A 16,637-nucleotide genomic window follows, 5' to 3' on the forward strand; every position below is an offset into this window, starting at 1 on the left:
CAGACGAATCAGTGAGATAGAGTCGAGAAAACTGGCTACATAACCTTAATGAATAAGCGGGCGCGTTTATTGGGGTTATGCAGCCTTGCGTATAAGCACTGTTAACGAGGAGGGGAGTTCGTGCCAAGCATCTATCTTTTTCGGCTAAAAGCAATAAAAACCGCGCAAGGTGCCCTCTTTGAAAATGGAACTTCAAGAGAAGAGTTCTTGACCTCAGTTATCGAGAGCAAGCCTTCTGAAGAGCTTCGAGAAGGTTATGTTTGGCACGTCGGTAATGTATTGAACGTGGGGAAGGATGGACTTTTATTTGCGGCTGGTCGGACAACCAAGAAAAGCAAAGAACTCTATGATGAAGAAACCGGGGATTTTATTCAGGTGGATGATGAAGAATCTCCGTTTACTTATGTGTACTTTGATAGAAAATACAGCGTATTAGCTATAGAACCGAAATCAAAGCTTTCTCCCACAGTAAAGGGTATAGCGAATAGTCTGGAGAAGCTTTTTAACCAGCAAGCCTCAGTGTACGACTACGGAGCGAAGATAGAAATATCGGAAATATGGGACCCGGAGGATTTTCTTAAACAAATACGAAGCGCATATTCTGTAGTTGGTTTCACTGTCGAGTTTACCAAGCCAAATCCTTTCGATGTTGAGGCTGATTTTCACAAGCCAATGGAGCAGTACATCGAAGCTACAGGCGGGCAAAAAGGAAAAACTATCGTTCAAGGCGAGGATCTTGATCGAAATAGTATTGAAAAGGTGACTCGATCTGTTGCTTCAACGGGCAATGATGCGTCAGCGAGAATAAGGCATGAGAAAGGACAACGGCCGGTAACACGACATTTACGAGGCGATCCGGTCAGTGTTGCATTTGACGAGGAGGAGCGACAGGAACCAAAAGGTTTAATGGAGAGGATTCGTGAAGCTTATGCGCGGATTCGGAGGCAAGATAGAATATGACTACGTTTTGGTCATGGCTCTTTAAAGGTTCAGGAAATGGAGCTGGTCTTAAAAGGTTTCTGGATCGTTGGATTCTATTGCATATTGCTGTTGGTCTTGCATTGGCTTTTCTTACCCCCATACCGCTCAAAGACGCAGCGGTTACGTTATTATTACCAGTAGCTGGGATCTTTATTGGGCTGTCCTTTGCTTGGGGCGGAAATGCCCAAGCATTGCTCCAAAGCACAGAAATTGAAAATTTGTCGTCTTTTCGAGATGGTGGGTATGTTGAATATGTTTACACCTTTCAGGCGGCCATTCTTATGATATTAGTTACGCTGGTTCTTTGGGCGATAGCCGGACTTGGCGTTTTCGATATGGTGTGGCCAACCTGCTCGAACCATTACCTCTATCTTGTGATCTCATTTTTCTTGTTCTTCTTTTCTAGCCTGACAGTGAGAGAGTGTTGGCATGTTGTGCTGGGGGCGCAGAGTATGCTCTTGGCAAGGTTTCAGATCAGGAAAAGTTCAAATGAACGTTAACAAGTGCAGGTTGTCGGAAGGTTATTCCGTTATAGTTCACTACTGCCGAAACTGCAAGCGTTATACCTAGAAGGAGGTTATATGTCTTTTGATGAAGAAAAGGTTAAAAAGGCCTTTAAGAACAAAAAATTCATCTGGCGAACAGTACGAGGTGTATCAAAGGAAACAGGCATAAGCCCCAATGAAATCCAAACATACGTTCTGAGCCATGGTGATCAGTTTGTTAAATCATCATCAAGAAATACACGTGGTGAAGTTCTGTTTGCAGACAGAGAAGTTTATCGAAGTAAAGCAAGCCCTGTACGAAGAATTATGGCAGCGGTTAAAAACCGTGGAGGTTAAGTATGGGTGAGCTTATCAGTAATTTAAGCCCTGCTGTTTGGTTCGCGATATCAGGAGCCTTCGCAGTAAAATTATTAGAACTCGCAGAATTACACAAAGTGCCAAAGCTTGAGCGCCCAGACTTGAAGGATTGGCTTTATTGGGTTCCATTTTTGGTAATGCCTGTCTTGGGGGGATGGCTAGCCTATGCATATGTCTCATCAAACACGGTATTAAGTCCAATATTGGCTATTAATGTGGGGGTTTCAGCTCCACTTGTGTTAAGGGCAATGGCGCAGATTAATCCATTGGACTCAGGACCAGTTAATACACCGGATGATGCATAACACAGCGCTCAAAATGGACGTCAATTACGCTGCGTTCCATTGGCGCCCTTTAGCTCGGCGTTGAGGCTGTAGAAAACCCCCTTTGACAGCTAGGTTTTGGTAGGATCGGGAAAACAGACGAGGAGTGGTCGGCATGCCGTGCTTCAAGGTTTACAACTATGATCAGAACGCCATGGTGGTGTTGAATTACCAGCATCCGCTCCAGCTCGAGATGTAGATCTGTTGCAAGACCAGCATCATCGGCAGAGCTTTTCTTTGATACCGTACCGCATGACACCTCGCTGATAGGCCTTATCGGTCGATGTGCCCGATGTTCGAACAAGCGTTGCTGATGTCAATCTTGGTGATAAGCGCAAGACTATTGTTGCGCGATGCGCATCATGCTATGGTTTCTTGATGATTAAATCATTCCGGCACAAAGGGCTGAAACGGTTCTACTCGACTGGCAGCACCGCTGGCATACAGCCGGATCATGCCAAGAAGCTACGTATGCAGCTTCTTGCTCTGGATACCGCCACTTCAGTCGAAGATATGAACGTCCCTGGCTTTAGACTTCACCCATTGAAAGGGAAAGACAAAGGGCGATGGTCGATTTGGGTAAACGGAAATTGGCGTATGACGTTCGAATTTCAGGACGGCAACGCCTACATTCTTGACTATGAGGATTATCACTAATGACGATGCATAATCCGCCGCATCCTGGTGAATTTATTCGGGAAGTGTATCTGGAACCCTTTGGCATTAGCTCGCGTCAGCTTGCTTCGAGTCTGGGCGTTTCACCGTCCACGTTGTCCCGGCTGCTCAAAGGAGAAAGTGGCATTAGCCCGGAAATGTCGCTGCGCCTTTCCAAAGTGCTGGGGCGTAGCCCTGAGAGCTGGTTAGCGATGCAAGATATGCACGATCTTTGGGTGGCTCGGAGTACGGTCAATCTGGATGATCTCCATCCACTGGAATTTAACGCCGCTTGATGATCGCTTAACATGGTTGCTTCTCTTCCATTGCTGTTTCGCCTCCATGGTCAAGGCGCGCTTGGTGTAGGCGTTCTAGCGATTTTCCGAGAATAGCTATTCCTCTCCATGGCCCCACAAAACACCATGAACCTACTCTTCCTCGGCACCTCCGCGGGTGTGCCTACCAAGCAAAGAAATGTCTCCGGCATCGCTTTGCGAGAGAGCAAGGGAAAAGGCTGGTACCTGATCGATTGCGGTGAGGGCACGCAGCATCAGGTTTTGCATACGAAGCTGTCGTTCCATTCGCTGAAAGCCATCTTGATTACCCACGTACACGGCGACCACTGCTATGGGCTGCCGGGCATTCTGGCGAGTGCGGCCATGGGAGGGCGCACAGCACCTCTAACCATTGTGGCCCCGGCGGGTATTCAAACTTGGCTGGAAGCAACCTGTGAGGTAACGCAGCTCAGCTTGCCCTTTGCTCTGGAATTTATCTGCTCGGACGACCTGCCCAGCGTTGAGCTTGAGAACATGGCGGTAGAGACGTTTGCGCTTTCCCATCGTGTGCCGTGCTATGCCTATGCGTTCACCGAGCGCAACGTGGAGGCTGCCCTGGACGTGGATAAGCTGGATAAGCAAGGCATTCCCAGAGGGCCGTTGTGGGGGCAGTTGAAGCAGGGGATGGATGTGGAGTTTGAAGGCAAGCAGCTGCGCAGCCAGGATTATCTGCTGTTCAAACACGCCCCCAGAAAAGTGGTGATTGCGGGAGATAACGACCAGCCCGAGCTGTTGGCAGAGGCATGCGCCGGGGCACAGGTGCTGGTGCACGAAGCCACCTACACCGAAGAGATGGCCGAAAAGGCCGGTGAGGTAGGGCATAGCTACGGCAAGCAGGTGGCGGCGTTTGCTCAAGCCATCAAGCTGCCCAACTTGGTGCTAACCCACTTCAGCCCTCGTTATCCGCTTATCTCCCATACCTCGCCCTCCATTGAGGATATCCGCAAAGAGGCGCAAAGCGTTTATTCAGGCGCGCTCTATTTGGCGCGGGATTTTGGCGAATACAGCTTGGATAAGGTGGGCCAGTTGACTGAACTGCCGTACGAATAGCCGATGTCACTGTGCCACTTCTTGATAGCCCAACGGGTAGATCAGTCGCGGCAATAGCCTTCGCCTGTTGCGACTACCAGGCAGTCTTCCTTTTCCAATAGCCACTTCATACCGGTGGCTTCGCCGTCGCCCGCACTAAGCAGCTGTGGACCGTCCCCGCGGTTGAAGCGGATGCCCTCGGCGGTTGCTTGGCCTTCGAAGGTGCCGCGTTGATCAGCATCCAGGCCGTACTGCATTTCAAGTAGATAGTGGCCGGGGCCTGCAGGTTCGTCTTTGCTGATGTCCAGAAATAATCCTTCTACGCCTGTCCATCGGCCTATCCATTGATCGGTTAGCTGATGGTGGGGCGGGTGTTGCTCCGTTACCGTATCCGTAGCAGGCGCGCTAGGTGACGCGGCGTTGCTGCTGCACCCGCTTAGTAGCAACACGGCGATGAGTGCTATCGCGGCTTTTTCCATGGTGGCCTCCGTCATCGGTACTGCCGTTACTCACTATATACACGTACCATGCTGTTAGTTGGATCGAATGTTGGAATATGTCGAAGAGGAGTTCCATGATGCAAAAGGTAAGAATCGACCTGGTATCCGACGTGGCCTGCCCGTGGTGCGCCATTGGCTACCGGCGTTTGGAGCAAGCGCTAGAGACACTCAAGGGCGAGATCGACGTTGAGCTGGTCTGGCAGCCTTTTGAGCTGAACCGCGATATGCCGCCTGAAGGCGAGCCGATTCTGGAACACTTGTGCCGCAAGTACGGCAAAGACGCGGCCACCATGGAGCAGTCCCAGCGCGAGATCATGGCCGCTGCCGAAGAGCTTGGCCTGAATTTCCGGGGTGCCCTGGAGCGCCGGGCGAACAATACCTTCGCCGCCCACCGCGTGCTGGCGTGGGCCGGAACTCAACACCAAGAGACGGCGCTTCAGTTGGCTCTATTTGAGGCCTATTTTGGTGAAGCGAAAAACCCCGCCGACCCAGTGGTGCTTCGCGAGAAGGCCATTGAGGTTGGGCTGGACGGCGACACCGCTGAAGCCATTGCCCGCTCTGACCAATACACGGAGGAAGTACGCGAGGCAGAACAGCGCTTTATGGACGCGGGGGTGAGCGCGGTGCCGGGCTTCATTCTCGATGGCCGCTACCTGATCTCGGGTGCCCAGCCCGCCGATGTGTTGGTCGATGCGCTGCGTCAGGTGGCCGAAGAGAACGCTAACAGCTAATGTGTGAGAAGCCCCGCCTGAAGGCGGGGTAGCACTCTCAGCCTATCCTTTTCCAAGCACCAACTTGTGAACGCGACCCTATGAAAACCATCGGCTTAATCGGCGGTATGAGCTGGGAGTCCACGCAGACGTATTACCGCCTCATCAACCAGCATGTGCGCAAGGCGCTGGGCGGGCTGCATTCCGCCAAAGTGGTGCTGTACAGCGTCGATTTTGCCGAGATAGAGGCGCTACAGCATCAAGGCAACTGGCAGGCTACCGCTGAGATACTGGCGGCGGCGGGTAAAGCGGTCGAGGCGGCAGGGGCCGATTTTCTGGTGCTGTGTACCAACACCATGCACAAGGTGGCTGAGCCGCTGGAAACGGCGGTCTCCATTCCGCTGCTGCATATCGCCGATGCCACGGCCCAGGTGCTGCAACAGCAGGGCATTACCTGCGTGGGTTTGCTAGGTACGCGGTTTACTATGGAGCAGGCGTTTTATATCGAGCGCTTGCAGTGTCACGGCATCGAGGTGGTGGTGCCCAACGAGCCACAGCGCGAGCGCGTGCATTCGGTGATTTACCAAGAGCTGTGCCTGGGCGTAGTGAAGGCAGATGCCAAAGCTGACTACCTGGATATCGTCGCTTCGCTGGCTGAGCGCGGCGCGCAGGGCGTGATTTTAGGCTGTACAGAGATTGGTCTGTTGATTCAGCAAGCGGATACGAGCGTGCCGCTGTTCGATACCACTGAGATCCATGCGGAGCAGGCGGTTCAGCGGGCGTTGGGGCGTGGTTAGTCAGTCACTGACGTCCTCGCCCCTTTTGTGACAGTCGGCATTAGCCGATTTTAAACGGATTCAACCCATTGGCTTGCTGCATCATCATACGTTTAGCAAACGGCACTCGCTCGGCCAAATGCAGGCTGAGATCGCCCAGTTGGCGCAGCGGTTTTGCGCCGGTGAACAGGTGGTGGAAGCTGTCGGTGGCGGCAATCATCGCTTGGTTGGCCAGGCGGCGCTGGCATTCGAAGCGGTGCAGGCTGATGTGGTCGCCGGGGTCGCGGCCTTTGATGATCAGCTCGGCCAGGGTGTCGGCGTCGTGTAGGCCGATGTTCAACCCTTGCCCGGCCAGCGGGTGCACTACGTGGGCGGCATCGCCAATCAGCGCGAGGCGTTTGCCGATGTAGCGTTTGGCGTGCTGGCGCTTAATGGGAAAGCTGGCCCGCGCCACAATACGGGTGAGCTTGCCCAGGCGCTTGGGGAAGGTGGTTTCGATGGCGTGCTGGAGCGCGTTGTCGGAGAGCTGTTCGCGGGCTTTGGTGGCTTCATCGCTGTCGTACCACACCAGCGAGGCGCGCTGGCCGGGCAGCGGCAGCATGGCAATCGGCCCTTTGGGGGTAAAGCACTGCCAGCTAACGTCCTGCTGGGGCAGCTCTGTCTCGACGTTAATAATCATCGCCCGCTGGTGGTAGTCGTAGCTGGTCACGCCAATGCCCGCCAGCTCTCGCAGCGTAGAGCGCGCACCGTCGGCCCCTACAATCAGCCGGGCGCTTAGGGTTTTGCCGTTATCCAGCTCTAGCATGCGGGCGGTGGTGGCCGCCATGGTGCTGAGCGGGGCACACTGGGTGTAGCAGGTCACGCTGGGCAGTTCTTCCAGGCGTTGCCACAGGGCGTACTGCAAAGCGCGGTTTTCGATAAAGATACCGAAGTCGTTCATGCCGCTCTCTTCGGCGGAGAACACGGAGTGGCCGGTGCCATCCTGATTCGCCACATCGATATGTCGGAACGGACAGCAGCGCTCGCCAGGCAGTATCGCGCCGCTAGCTTTCACAAACGCGAGCGACCGGGCGTTGAGCGATGAAATACGCAGGTCGTAGTCGCCGCTGGCGGGTTTCGGGGCGCTGCCGCGCTCGACGAGCCCTACGGAAATGCCCGCCTGGCCGAGCCTTGCCGTCAGGGCCGCGCCCACCATGCCGCCACCGACAATAATAATCTCGTGATCCCACTGCATGAGAGGCTCCTTACTCCGCTATCGAGGGCACATTGCATGTGCTTATATTGTCATACAGTATCGTTGACTTGTCGCAGTATTGCCTAGGGTGATCCATTGACGCAGGCCGTGGAAAGTACAGAAAAACGCGAGAGCAGCCAGGTGGCCGGGGAAGCGCTGGCCGCGTTCATCAAACGCCACCCCAAACTCTGGGTGATTACCGGGGCGGGGGTGAGTACCGACAGCGGAATTCCCGATTACCGCGATGCCGATGGCCAGTGGAAGCGCCCGCCGCCGGTGCAGCACGGTGATTTTATGAGCTCCTTCGCCGTTCGTCAGCGCTACTGGGCGCGGGCGCTGGTGGGCTTCAAAGCCATGCGCGAAGCCCAAGTGAGCGGGGCACATCGGGCGTTGGCAGAGCTGGAGGCCATGGGGCATGTGGAGTTGCTGGTCACGCAAAACGTGGACCGCCTGCACCAGCGGGCGGGCTCGAAAAAGGTGATCGATCTTCACGGCAGGGCCGATGTGGTGGCCTGTATGGCCTGCGGCTATCAAATGATGCGCCACGCCATGCACAGTGAAATGGCGCGCATGAACCCAGCCTTTGCCGCGCTGGAGGCCCGCCACGCGCCGGATGGCGATGCGGATCTGGAAACCGATTTCTCCACCTTTAACGTATTGGACTGCCCCCGCTGCCAGGGCATCCTCAAACCGCAGGTGGTCTACTACGGCGATGTGGTGCCCCCGGCGCGGCGGTTGGCGGCCCAGGCGGCGCTGCAGCAAGCCGATGCGGTGCTAGCAGTGGGGACGTCGTTGATGGTCTATTCCGGCTACCGCTTCTGCCGCGATGCCCACGCCATGGGGCTGCCTGTAGCATCGCTCTCGCTGGGTGTGACTCGCGCCGATGCGTTTTTGACTCACCAGTGGCGTGCGCCGCTAACGCCGGTGTTGGAGCAGGCGGTGGCGTGCTTGAAGGGCGCTTAACGCGCTTTCGACACCCACGGGTTGCTCTCGCTCCATAACCGCCAGGGGGCGTCGCGGTCGGCGGGTTGGGCGTAATCGATGCCGACTCTGGGACCGCTGGCAATCGCGCTGGGCGGCTCGCCAGAGGTAATCCACAGCCCATTCGCCTGATCGCCGTTTTGCGTCATATCGTGGCCGTAGAGGGCGTTATCGATACGCAGTGCCCGAGTCAGTTTGCCGGGGCCGTTGCTTAGATTACGCCCCGCCACGTTGCGCCATGCGCGCATGGCAGGCTCGCCGATCACCGGCTCTACCGCTCGAATCAATACCGCGCAGGGGTTGCCTTCCGGCTGGGTCACCACGTTCAGCAGCCAGTGCATGCCGTACACCAAATAGACGTAGGCGTGACCGGGCGGGCCAAACATCGCCTCGGTGCGTGGCGTTCTGCGCCGGTGGGCATGGCAGGCGGAGTCTTCCGAGCCACGATAGGCCTCGGTTTCCACAATGCGCGCGGCCATTAGCTCGCCATCGAGCTGGCGCACTAGCCAGCAGCCCAGCAGGTCTCGGGCCACTTCCAGCGTATCGCGGTTGTAGAAGGCCTGGGGCAGGGGCGTGAGCGCCTCTTGCTCTATTGGTAACTTAACAGGGGTTAACGTGTCTCTCTGCGGCATGCTATCGCCAATTACTTGAGTAAGCTGCTAGGGTATTCTGTAGGCCATTAATTGAAAAGCGGAGTTGCCCGTGCTGACCTTTGAACACCAGTTTGCCACGCTGCCAGAGCCCCTATGGGTGGCCTGCCAGCCTACGCCCGTGGCACAGCCCAGCTTGATCGCGTTTAACGATGCCCTGGCCGCGCAGCTAGGTATGCAAACCCGGCCCGACGACGCCACGCTGGCCCAATGGTTCAGCGGTAACCAGCTGCCGCCGGGTGCCGATCCTAAAGCGCTGGGCTACGCCGGGCACCAGTTCGGCAACTTCGTGCCGCAGCTTGGCGATGGCCGCGCGCTGCTGTTAGGCGAAGTGGTGGATCAACAAGGAATACGCCGTGATGTGCAGCTAAAAGGCAGCGGGCGCACCCCGTTTTCTCGCGGTGGCGATGGCCGCTCGCCCCTTGGCCCGGTGCTGCGGGAATATCTGGTGAGTGAATTTATGGCCGCCGTGGGCGTGCCTACCACTCGCGCCCTGGCTGCCGTTGCCACCGGTGCGCGCGTGGTGCGCCAAATGGCCGAGCCGGGGGCCGTGCTGACCCGCGTGGCCAGTAGCCATATTCGCGTGGGCACGTTCCAGTTTGCCGCCGTTCGCCGCGATGAAGACGCGCTAAAAGCGCTGGCCGACCATGTGATTACCCGCCACTACCCAGAGGCGGCTAACGCTGACGATCCGTACCTGGCGCTGTTGGAGGCGGTGACCGCCCGCCAAGCGACGCTGGTGGCGCGTTGGATGAGCTTGGGCTTTATTCACGGGGTGATGAACACCGACAACTGCAGTATTGCCGGTGAGACCATCGATTACGGCCCGTGTGCGTTTATGGAACAGTTCGACCCACAGAAGGTATACAGCTCCATTGACCAGGGCAGGCGCTACGCCTTCAACAATCAGCCGGGCATTGCCCAGTGGAACCTAGCCCGCTTTGCCGAAACCTTGCTGCCGCTCATGCGTGAAGAGGGCGATGCCGTGGTAGAGCAAGCCACCGAGGTGCTTCGCGGCTTTACAATCCGCTTTAGCGCCGAGCAGCGCCGCCTGCACGCTAATAAGCTGGGCCTTGCCCCAGAAAGCGACCGCGCCGTGGCGCTGATGGAAGCGCTGGAAATCCAGATGCATCAAGGCCGCATGGATATGACCGCGACGTTCGACGCGCTAACGCACTATGCGCAAGCGCTGAGAAAGAACTCGTCAGCCCATTCCCAAAAAGAGGCGCTGCTAGCGCTAACCACTCAGCCCGACGGCCTGACCGCTTGGCTGGCCGACTGGGAAAACGCCCAGCAAGCGAGCCAGCAGAGTGAGCGTTTGGAGGCCATGCGCCACGCCAATCCAGTGGTGATTCCCCGCAACCACCGCATTCAAGAGGTCATCGATGCGGCGGTAGAGGGTGATTTCGCGCCTTTCCACACGCTGCTCGCGGCGGTCACGCGGCCCTTTGATGAATCCGAAGAAGCGCGCCGCTTGGCCGCTCCGGCCACGGAAAGCGAGCAGGTGTTGCGCACCTTTTGTGGTACGTAAATGCTGCACACCCTGTGATAAACTGTGCTTTTTTACAGGTAAAAGTGGAGGCAAGGTCGGCCTGTGCGCAAAATTATCCACTGCGACTGTGACTGCTTCTATGCGGCGGTAGAGATGCGCGATAACTCCGCGTTAACCGATATCCCCATTGCCATTGGCGGCAGTGTGGAGCAACGCGGGGTGGTCGCTACTTGCAACTATCCGGCGCGCAAGTTCGGCATCCACTCCGCCATGCCCATGGCTCAGGCGCTCAAACGCTGCCCCCACCTCACGGTGATTCGTGGCGATATGGCGAAGTACAAAGATGTTGCCCGCCAGGTGTTTGCTATCTACCGCGATGTCACCGAACTGATCGAGCCGCTCTCTCTGGATGAAGCCTTTCTGGATGTCTCGGAGGTCACGCTTCACCACGGCAGCGCCACCCGCATGGCTGAAGCCATTCGCCATCGGGTGAAGCAGGAAGTAGGCATTACCGTCTCGGCGGGCGTGGCACCCAACAAGTTTCTCGCCAAGATCGCCAGCGACTGGCGCAAGCCCGATGGGCTATTTGTCATCACGCCAGACGATATCGACGCCTTCGTGCAGCAGCTTCCGGTGAAAAAAATCCACGGGGTAGGGCCGCGCACCGCTGAAAAACTGGCGGAGTTGGGCATTCAGACCGGCGCGGATCTGCGCGCCCGGCCGCTTACCGAGCTGGTAGAGCGCTTTGGCCGCTTTGGCCATCGGCTGCATGAACTCAGCCATGGGCGCGATGAGCGCCCCGTTAAAACCCACCGCGAGCGCAAGTCGATCAGCACCGAGCTAACCTACTCCCAAGACCTACCCACCCTGGAAGCCTGCCGCCGCCAGCTCCCCGAGCTGATTAGCGATTTAGAGCGCCGCTACGCCCGCCTAGACCCGGCACCCGCCGTGCGAGGAGTAATGGTGAAGATCAAATTCAACGACTTCACTCAAACCACCGTCGAACACGCCGACCCCGCCCCCAACTTGGAACAGTTCGAAACCTTGCTGAACGTGGGATGGGCAAGGGGCGAGCGCCCCGTGCGCCTGCTGGGGGTGGGCTACCGCTTGGCGGAAGAGACCGCTGCCCAGCAGCTCTCGCTGTTTTAATTAGCCTGTTAATCCTTGGGTGGATTGACGGGTTTCAGTGCTCGCGTTAAAACAGACGTATGATAGATAGCGCTTCTTCCCGTTAGCCTAACCGCGAGCCTGCCATGCCTGCCGATGCCACCCAACGCCCCCGCTTAGTGTTTGCCCATGCCAACGGCTTTCCCGGTTTGAGCTACCGCAGCCTGTTAGACCCGCTGGCAGAGTCGTTCGATTTACACCCGCTAGATCGGCTAGGCCACCATCCGGATTACCCGGTGAACCACAACTGGGGCAACTTGGTGGAGGAGCTGATTAGCTACCTCCCCGATACCGACGCGCCGCTGCTGGGCGTCGGGCATTCGCTGGGCGGCACGCTGATGGCCATGGCCGCCGACAAGCAGCCGAAGCGCTTTTGTGGCGTGATTATGCTCGACCCGCCGCTGATGCTGGGGCCGGATGCCTGGGCGATGAAAGCGGCCAAGCGGTTTGGGCTGATGGATCGCATTACGCCGGCGGGTAAAACCAAAGGGCGGCGCAGCGTGTGGCCCAGCCGTGAGGCGATGGCGACCTCGTTACGGCGGCGAGGGCTGTTTCGTCGCTTTACCCCTGAGGCGCTCAACGACTACATTGAAGCAGGCACGCGGCTTTTAGATGACGGTAGCGCCGAGCTGACCTTTGACCCGCGCATCGAGCTGGAGATTTTCCGCCACCTGCCGGATCACCTCTCCAACCTGCCGCAGCGCGTAGGCGTACCCATCCAACTGGTGGCGGGGCAGCAGTCGCACTTGATGACGCCTTCACGGCTCAAGCGCATCGCTCGACGCGGGCTGCCGGTGAGTATGGTGCCCGGCACGCACATGTTCCCGATGGAACACCCGGAAGAGACGCGCACGGCGATACTGGCCGCGTGGCAGCAGTTTCAAACGGTACAGCCATAGAAGCAATGCAGCCATAGAGGCGATTAAGGAGACGATATGTACCTTTCCGTACAGCTGAGCTACTACCCGCTGGCCGATGATTTCAAGCCCGTGGTGAAAGAGGTGGTCAAACGTTTAGAGGCCACCGGGCTGGAGGTTCACCCCAACCGAATGAGCACCCAGGTGTTTGGAGAGTTCGATGAGGTAATGGCGGCACTGAGCGACGTGATGAAATGGTCGTTCGAGACCCACGGCAAAGCCGTGTTTACGGCTAACTTTTTAGAGGGTGACCGGCGGCCCCGGTAAATCCCTCCATGGCTGGCCTAACGTCATCCAACCCAGCCTAGCCGTTGCCACCTGCCTTGAAGGGCGTGTTGCTGATGAAGCGGTTGCGCCAATCAGCGCGCCACTGCGGCATACCGATGGAGAAATGCTGCGCCTGTTTATCGAAGCGCACCCAAACGATGGCGTCCAGGTAGCGGCTATCCTCCGATGTTTTCGAGAAGTCGATGTGCTGCGTGGCGAAAAGCGGCGTGCGGTAAACGGTCGAGGGCGTTTTCCGGTCGATGATGCGCAGGTAAGCGACGCCGCCCAGCGGAGCAAGCAGCCCGGTTACCCTCACGGATTCGATGACGTAACCGCCCATCGGGCTAACCACCGAGACGCTGGCAGGCGCCTGCAGGGTGCTGTAAAGGCTTGTACCGATGCCGAAGAGGGCGAGCAGCGCTATCCCAAACGCGACGAAAACCGCTTTTTTCATATGTACGCCTTTTCCTTGGTCAGCCATGCCAGCCCGACTTCTTTCCCCTACTGACTAACGTAACGCTGCGCGCAGCACGCCATTCGCAGCGCTACGTTTTGATCACTCGCACGAAAGACGAGTATTACGCACTTTCAGCACGCGTGCAGCGCGTTATCTCACCGGCTAGCTGTTCCAGTAACGCCGCATACAGTCCCGCATCCAGCGTCAAGCCCACGCCAAGAGGGTCCATCACACCCAAGTATGCTGACGTATCGCCAAACACGTTGTTGACCATCTGCGGGTTGAACTGCGGTTCGCTGAAGACACACTGAATATTCTCTTCATTGACCAGCGTTTGTAACGCCTCAATGCGTGCTGGGCTAGGTGCAGACGCGTCGCCGATGGAAATGGCGCCTGCGGCCTGAACGTTAAAGGCTTCCTCGAAATACTGGTACGCATCGTGGAACACGATGAAGCGGGTGTCGGCGCTGTGGGCGAGGCGCTCCTGAAGCTGTTGTTCCAGCGCGATCAGCGCGTCTTGTCCTTGTGCAGCATTGTCACGGTAGGCGGCAGCATTATCCGGATCGAGGTCGCTTAGCTGGTCGGCGATCGCCGTGAGCCACTGGCGCGCGTTCGAGGGTGACAGCCAAGCGTGCGGGTTCGTGCCGGTATGGCTGTGATGATGGCCGTGGTGATCTTGATGATCGTGGTGGTCATGAGACTTGGCATGCGCATGTGCGTGGTCATGTCCATGCTCGCGCTCGTGAGCTTGCCCCTCATCCAGCGTGAATGTCGCTTCTTCGCGGTATGCCAGTGTGGTGATGCCGGGCACGTCCATCAGCTCTAGGTGGTGTGCGTCTCCCGCTAAATGTTCTACCGGTCCTTCCAGCCAAGGGGTGAGCGAATCGCTGACCCATATCACCAGATCCGCACTGTCCAGCGCGCTGGCTTCCGAGGGGCGCAGCGAATAGCCGTGGGGAGAGGCGCCAGGCTGAATGAACAGCTCGGGCGTGCCCACGTCGCCCATGACGGTCGCCACCAACGAGTACACCGGGGGAATATCTACCGCAACGCGGGGCACTTCCGCCAAGGTTGCTAGGGGAAAGGCCGTCAGTAATGGCAGCGCGAAGTACGTTAAGCGGTATGGCATGGGAGCTCCTGATGAAACGGGGGTGAGTGAACGAGACAAGGAGGGACATTCGAGTATCGCTTGTCTTTATATTTATGTTATAACATAACAAATACGTCAAGAGCGGATGGCTATGATGTCACTTGCATCTTCCCCCCATCGTGAAGCGGTACTTAGCGTTCGTCAGTTGAACGTTCGCTTCGGTGGGCAGCAGATTCTCGAGAATATTCACTTCGATCTGTTTCGTGAGCAGGTGCTCACGCTAATCGGCCCTAACGGTTCGGGCAAATCGACGCTGGTAAAAACCTTGATCGGTGCGGTGAAGCCCACCTCGGGCAGTGTCACCCTCGCTCCACAACAGCGCATTGGGTACGTACCCCAGCGGCTCCATTTGGATGTGACGCTGCCGATGACGGTCCAGCGCTTCATCAACTTGCCGCGCCGCCATTCTCGTCAAGAGGTCGACGGCGCGCTAAAAGACGCCGGGGCCGAGACGCTTTTGCAGGCCAATATGAGCGATTTGTCTGGCGGGCAGTTGCAGCGCGTGCTGCTGGCGCGAGCGCTCCTGGTCAAGCCCGACATCTTGATTCTCGATGAGGCGACGCAAGGCCTCGACCACCGAGGAACGGCGGCGTTTTATCGCCATATCGAACGCGTTCGCCACACCTACGGCTGCGCCGTGCTAATGGTCAGTCACGACCTGCACGTGGTGATGCAGACCGCCGATCACGTGCTTTGTCTCAATCGCTGTGTCTGTTGCCAGGGTAAGCCTGAGCACGTGGCCTCGACGCAGGATTATCGCTCGCTGTTCGGTGATCAAGCCGCACAAACGCTGGCGCTCTATCATCAGCAGTCTCAGGAGGCCGCCCATGCTGGATGATTTTATGTGGCGTGCCCTGTTGGCGGGCATGCTCGTGGCCATGGCGGCCGCACCGCTGGGTTGCTTCGTGGTGTGGCGACGCATGGCGTATTTTGGCGACGCTACGGCCCATGCGGCCATTCTGGGCGTTGCGCTGTCGCTGTTGATGAATATCTCGATTTTCCTCGGTGTGCTGACGGTAGCACTGCTGATGGCGACCTGTGTCTCTTTGCTGAGCGGTCGTGGCTACGCCATGGATACGCTGCTCGGTGTGATGGCTCACTCGGCGCTGGCAGTGGGGCTGGTGGCCGTGTCGTTTCTCACCGGCGTGCGTATCGACCTTCACGCATATCTATTCGGCGATATTTTGGCTGTTGGCAAACAGGATCTTTGGGTCATTGGCGGTGGCGTGGCGCTGGTGTTGCTACTGCTGTACTGGCGCTGGTCGCCTTTGCTGGCGGCGACGCTCAGCGAGGAGCTGGCCTACGCCAGTGGCATTCAGCCGCGTCGTGAACAGTTAGTGCTCACCCTGGCACTGGCCGTGGTGGTGGCCGTCGCGCTGAAAGTCGTGGGCGTCTTGCTGATCGCCGCGCTATTGATCATCCCTGCCGCGACTGCACGCCCGTTTTGCCGGACGCCCGAAGCCATGGCGATGGTGGCCGTTGGGGTCGCCATGCTGGCGGTCGTGACAGGGCTCAAAAGCGCCTACCTGCTGGATACCCCCACCGGCCCGACCATCGTCTCCCTGGCTGCCCTGCTATTCACATTGGCAACGCTGATGTCTCACGTTTGGCGCGTTTTTCGTCAGCGCCTTGCATCAGAGACTCCCAAGGTTCCCATGCGCTAAATCAGTCGGGCGGACAGCGGGCCTTTGGGGCGGCTCGTCGCCACGCGCTAGCGCTTATATCGCCGACGCGGTGGCCTTTTTATTCGAGACGCGTACCGTCGGTCTTCGCTTGCGCCTGCTTAACAGTGCCATGTGCCCACGCTTTCACTGCGACAACCTGCCGGTGCGCCTCGTCACGACCTATGTTGGACCCGGTAGCGAATGGTTGCCGGAGTACGCTATCAACCGTACAGGACTGGGGGCGCCGCACCCTGATAAACCCGAGATTGCCACTGACACTGCTGCCATCCAACGCCTTGCGCCCGGCGATATTGGTTTGATCAAGGGCAGCGGTTGGGTTGGCAGCGAAGAGCGTGGGTTGGTGCATAGAAGCCCTGCACTCGACAATGGCCATAAACGCCTGCTAATGAGCATCGATCCCGCGTAAATCTCTTTGGCGACGGTGAGAGGACCGGTGAGCCCACGAGCTTGGCAGGCGGATATGAAA

The 16,637-nt window shown here is 57.6% G+C and carries 22 protein-coding genes; 17 read left to right on the forward strand and 5 right to left on the reverse strand.

The features are described 5' to 3' along the window. Nucleotides 1–120 precede the first annotated feature (120 nt). The 7 genes from QIT27_RS11725 (at nt 121) to QIT27_RS11755 (ending at nt 4,206) form a co-directional block, all read left to right on the forward strand. Nucleotides 121–960: a DUF4747 family protein gene (locus QIT27_RS11725; RefSeq protein WP_285263914.1), complete on the forward strand. Its 840-nt coding sequence runs from the start codon at nt 121–123 to the stop codon at nt 958–960. After that, the gene (locus QIT27_RS11730; RefSeq protein WP_285263915.1) at nt 957–1,481 is read left to right on the forward strand and encodes a hypothetical protein; all 525 of its coding nucleotides are present in this window, start codon (nt 957–959) and stop codon (nt 1,479–1,481) included. Before QIT27_RS11725 ends, QIT27_RS11730 begins: the two co-directional genes overlap by 4 nt. A gap of 81 nt (nt 1,482–1,562) precedes the next feature. Next, nucleotides 1,563–1,823, forward strand: coding sequence for a hypothetical protein (locus QIT27_RS11735; RefSeq protein WP_285263916.1), 261 nt, complete (start codon nt 1,563–1,565; stop codon nt 1,821–1,823). A 2-nt stretch (nt 1,824–1,825) separates the two neighbouring features. Continuing rightward, nucleotides 1,826–2,149, forward strand: coding sequence for a hypothetical protein (locus QIT27_RS11740; RefSeq protein WP_285263917.1), 324 nt, complete (start codon nt 1,826–1,828; stop codon nt 2,147–2,149). A gap of 396 nt (nt 2,150–2,545) precedes the next feature. Further along, entirely contained in the window at nt 2,546–2,824 is a 279-nt protein-coding gene (locus QIT27_RS11745) for a type II toxin-antitoxin system RelE/ParE family toxin (protein ID WP_096922274.1), read from the forward strand. Next, the gene (locus tag QIT27_RS11750; RefSeq protein ID WP_285263918.1) at nt 2,824–3,117 is read left to right on the forward strand and encodes a HigA family addiction module antitoxin; all 294 of its coding nucleotides are present in this window, start codon (nt 2,824–2,826) and stop codon (nt 3,115–3,117) included. The genes QIT27_RS11745 and QIT27_RS11750 overlap by 1 nt, the downstream gene beginning before the upstream one ends. Before the next feature lie 126 nt (nt 3,118–3,243). Continuing rightward, complete coding sequence (locus tag QIT27_RS11755) at nt 3,244–4,206, forward strand: ribonuclease Z (RefSeq protein WP_285263919.1); 963 nt, start codon at nt 3,244–3,246, stop codon at nt 4,204–4,206. A 41-nt stretch (nt 4,207–4,247) separates the two neighbouring features. Here the strand turns inward: QIT27_RS11755 and QIT27_RS11760 are convergent, their stop codons facing one another. Beyond that, nucleotides 4,248–4,664 carry a hypothetical protein gene (locus QIT27_RS11760; protein ID WP_285263920.1) on the reverse strand — a complete coding sequence of 139 codons (417 nt, stop codon included), beginning with the start codon at nt 4,662–4,664 and terminating at the stop codon, nt 4,248–4,250. 98 nt (nt 4,665–4,762) lie between these two features. On the opposite strand from QIT27_RS11760, the gene QIT27_RS11765 reads away from it, so the two are divergent. Beyond that, nucleotides 4,763–5,416 (forward strand): DsbA family oxidoreductase, encoded by a 654-nt coding sequence (locus QIT27_RS11765; RefSeq protein ID WP_285263956.1) that lies wholly within the window; start codon nt 4,763–4,765, stop codon nt 5,414–5,416. 80 nt (nt 5,417–5,496) lie between these two features. After that, a complete protein-coding gene (locus QIT27_RS11770) occupies nt 5,497–6,192 on the forward strand; it encodes an aspartate/glutamate racemase family protein (protein ID WP_285263921.1) in 696 nt (231 codons plus the stop codon). Between the two features lie 40 nt (nt 6,193–6,232). Here the strand turns inward: QIT27_RS11770 and QIT27_RS11775 are convergent, their stop codons facing one another. Further along, entirely contained in the window at nt 6,233–7,405 is a 1,173-nt protein-coding gene (locus tag QIT27_RS11775; protein ID WP_285263922.1) for a UbiH/UbiF/VisC/COQ6 family ubiquinone biosynthesis hydroxylase, read from the reverse strand. Nucleotides 7,406–7,501: 96 nt separating this feature from the next. Between QIT27_RS11775 and QIT27_RS11780 the strand changes: the two genes are divergently transcribed. Next, entirely contained in the window at nt 7,502–8,368 is an 867-nt protein-coding gene (locus tag QIT27_RS11780) for an NAD-dependent protein deacetylase (RefSeq protein ID WP_502875204.1), read from the forward strand. Here the strand turns inward: QIT27_RS11780 and QIT27_RS11785 are convergent. Beyond that, nucleotides 8,365–9,018, reverse strand: a complete 654-nt coding sequence (locus QIT27_RS11785; RefSeq protein ID WP_285263924.1) for a DNA-3-methyladenine glycosylase — start codon at nt 9,016–9,018, stop codon at nt 8,365–8,367. The genes QIT27_RS11780 and QIT27_RS11785 overlap by 4 nt on opposite strands. Nucleotides 9,019–9,088: 70 nt before the next feature. Between QIT27_RS11785 and QIT27_RS11790 the strand changes: the two genes are divergently transcribed. From QIT27_RS11790 to QIT27_RS11805, 4 genes are all read left to right on the forward strand, one after another. Beyond that, nucleotides 9,089–10,567, forward strand: a complete 1,479-nt coding sequence (locus QIT27_RS11790; protein WP_285263925.1) for a protein adenylyltransferase SelO — start codon at nt 9,089–9,091, stop codon at nt 10,565–10,567. 63 nt (nt 10,568–10,630) lie between these two features. After that, nucleotides 10,631–11,677 (forward strand): DNA polymerase IV, encoded by a 1,047-nt coding sequence (gene dinB / locus QIT27_RS11795; RefSeq protein WP_285263926.1) that lies wholly within the window; start codon nt 10,631–10,633, stop codon nt 11,675–11,677. A gap of 104 nt (nt 11,678–11,781) precedes the next feature. Further along, a complete protein-coding gene (locus tag QIT27_RS11800) occupies nt 11,782–12,594 on the forward strand; it encodes an alpha/beta fold hydrolase (RefSeq protein WP_285263927.1) in 813 nt (270 codons plus the stop codon). 36 nt (nt 12,595–12,630) lie between these two features. Next, on the forward strand, nt 12,631–12,879 hold the full coding sequence (locus tag QIT27_RS11805; RefSeq protein WP_008958845.1) for a YkoF family thiamine/hydroxymethylpyrimidine-binding protein: 249 nt from the start codon (nt 12,631–12,633) through the stop codon (nt 12,877–12,879). A 37-nt stretch (nt 12,880–12,916) separates the two neighbouring features. Here QIT27_RS11805 and QIT27_RS11810 read toward each other — a convergent pair whose 3' ends face one another. Both QIT27_RS11810 and QIT27_RS11815 read right to left on the reverse strand, forming a co-directional pair. Further along, nucleotides 12,917–13,333 carry a hypothetical protein gene (locus tag QIT27_RS11810; RefSeq protein WP_285263928.1) on the reverse strand — a complete coding sequence of 139 codons (417 nt, stop codon included), beginning with the start codon at nt 13,331–13,333 and terminating at the stop codon, nt 12,917–12,919. 124 nt (nt 13,334–13,457) lie between these two features. Next, nucleotides 13,458–14,465 carry a zinc ABC transporter substrate-binding protein gene (locus tag QIT27_RS11815; RefSeq protein ID WP_285263929.1) on the reverse strand — a complete coding sequence of 336 codons (1,008 nt, stop codon included), beginning with the start codon at nt 14,463–14,465 and terminating at the stop codon, nt 13,458–13,460. 112 nt (nt 14,466–14,577) lie between these two features. Between QIT27_RS11815 and QIT27_RS11820 the strand changes: the two genes are divergently transcribed. The 3 genes from QIT27_RS11820 to QIT27_RS11830 all read left to right on the forward strand — a co-directional run bounded on the left by QIT27_RS11820 (nt 14,578) and on the right by QIT27_RS11830 (nt 16,577). After that, nucleotides 14,578–15,324 (forward strand): metal ABC transporter ATP-binding protein, encoded by a 747-nt coding sequence (locus QIT27_RS11820; RefSeq protein ID WP_285263930.1) that lies wholly within the window; start codon nt 14,578–14,580, stop codon nt 15,322–15,324. Then, complete coding sequence (locus QIT27_RS11825; RefSeq protein WP_285263931.1) at nt 15,314–16,150, forward strand: metal ABC transporter permease; 837 nt, start codon at nt 15,314–15,316, stop codon at nt 16,148–16,150. The genes QIT27_RS11820 and QIT27_RS11825 overlap by 11 nt, the downstream gene beginning before the upstream one ends. A gap of 70 nt (nt 16,151–16,220) precedes the next feature. Beyond that, entirely contained in the window at nt 16,221–16,577 is a 357-nt protein-coding gene (locus QIT27_RS11830; RefSeq protein WP_350338773.1) for a DUF1826 domain-containing protein, read from the forward strand. The last annotated feature ends 60 nt before the right edge of the window (nt 16,578–16,637 follow it).

It is taken from the genome of Halomonas sp. LC1, assembly GCF_030247125.1.
GTDB lineage: Bacteria > Pseudomonadota > Gammaproteobacteria > Pseudomonadales > Halomonadaceae > Vreelandella.

Bases quoted from the DNA above. Each gene is read 5' to 3' on its own strand.
- QIT27_RS11730 (WP_285263915.1), top strand. From the start codon at position 957: ATGACTACGTTTTGGTCATGGCTCTTTAAAGGTTCAGGAAATGGAGCT.
- QIT27_RS11735 (WP_285263916.1), top strand. From the start codon at position 1,563: ATGTCTTTTGATGAAGAAAAGGTTAAAAAGGCCTTTAAGAACAAAAAA.
- QIT27_RS11740 (WP_285263917.1), top strand. From the start codon at position 1,826: ATGGGTGAGCTTATCAGTAATTTAAGCCCTGCTGTTTGGTTCGCGATA.
- QIT27_RS11745 (WP_096922274.1), top strand. From the start codon at position 2,546: ATGATTAAATCATTCCGGCACAAAGGGCTGAAACGGTTCTACTCGACT.
- QIT27_RS11750 (WP_285263918.1), top strand. From the start codon at position 2,824: ATGACGATGCATAATCCGCCGCATCCTGGTGAATTTATTCGGGAAGTG.
- QIT27_RS11755 (WP_285263919.1), top strand. From the start codon at position 3,244: ATGAACCTACTCTTCCTCGGCACCTCCGCGGGTGTGCCTACCAAGCAA.
- QIT27_RS11760 (WP_285263920.1), bottom strand. From the start codon at position 4,664: ATGGAAAAAGCCGCGATAGCACTCATCGCCGTGTTGCTACTAAGCGGG.
- QIT27_RS11765 (WP_285263956.1), top strand. From the start codon at position 4,763: ATGCAAAAGGTAAGAATCGACCTGGTATCCGACGTGGCCTGCCCGTGG.
- QIT27_RS11770 (WP_285263921.1), top strand. From the start codon at position 5,497: ATGAAAACCATCGGCTTAATCGGCGGTATGAGCTGGGAGTCCACGCAG.
- QIT27_RS11775 (WP_285263922.1), bottom strand. From the start codon at position 7,405: ATGCAGTGGGATCACGAGATTATTATTGTCGGTGGCGGCATGGTGGGC.
- QIT27_RS11785 (WP_285263924.1), bottom strand. From the start codon at position 9,018: ATGCCGCAGAGAGACACGTTAACCCCTGTTAAGTTACCAATAGAGCAA.
- QIT27_RS11800 (WP_285263927.1), top strand. From the start codon at position 11,782: ATGCCTGCCGATGCCACCCAACGCCCCCGCTTAGTGTTTGCCCATGCC.
- QIT27_RS11805 (WP_008958845.1), top strand. From the start codon at position 12,631: ATGTACCTTTCCGTACAGCTGAGCTACTACCCGCTGGCCGATGATTTC.
- QIT27_RS11810 (WP_285263928.1), bottom strand. From the start codon at position 13,333: ATGAAAAAAGCGGTTTTCGTCGCGTTTGGGATAGCGCTGCTCGCCCTC.
- QIT27_RS11815 (WP_285263929.1), bottom strand. From the start codon at position 14,465: ATGCCATACCGCTTAACGTACTTCGCGCTGCCATTACTGACGGCCTTT.
- QIT27_RS11820 (WP_285263930.1), top strand. From the start codon at position 14,578: ATGATGTCACTTGCATCTTCCCCCCATCGTGAAGCGGTACTTAGCGTT.
- QIT27_RS11825 (WP_285263931.1), top strand. From the start codon at position 15,314: ATGCTGGATGATTTTATGTGGCGTGCCCTGTTGGCGGGCATGCTCGTG.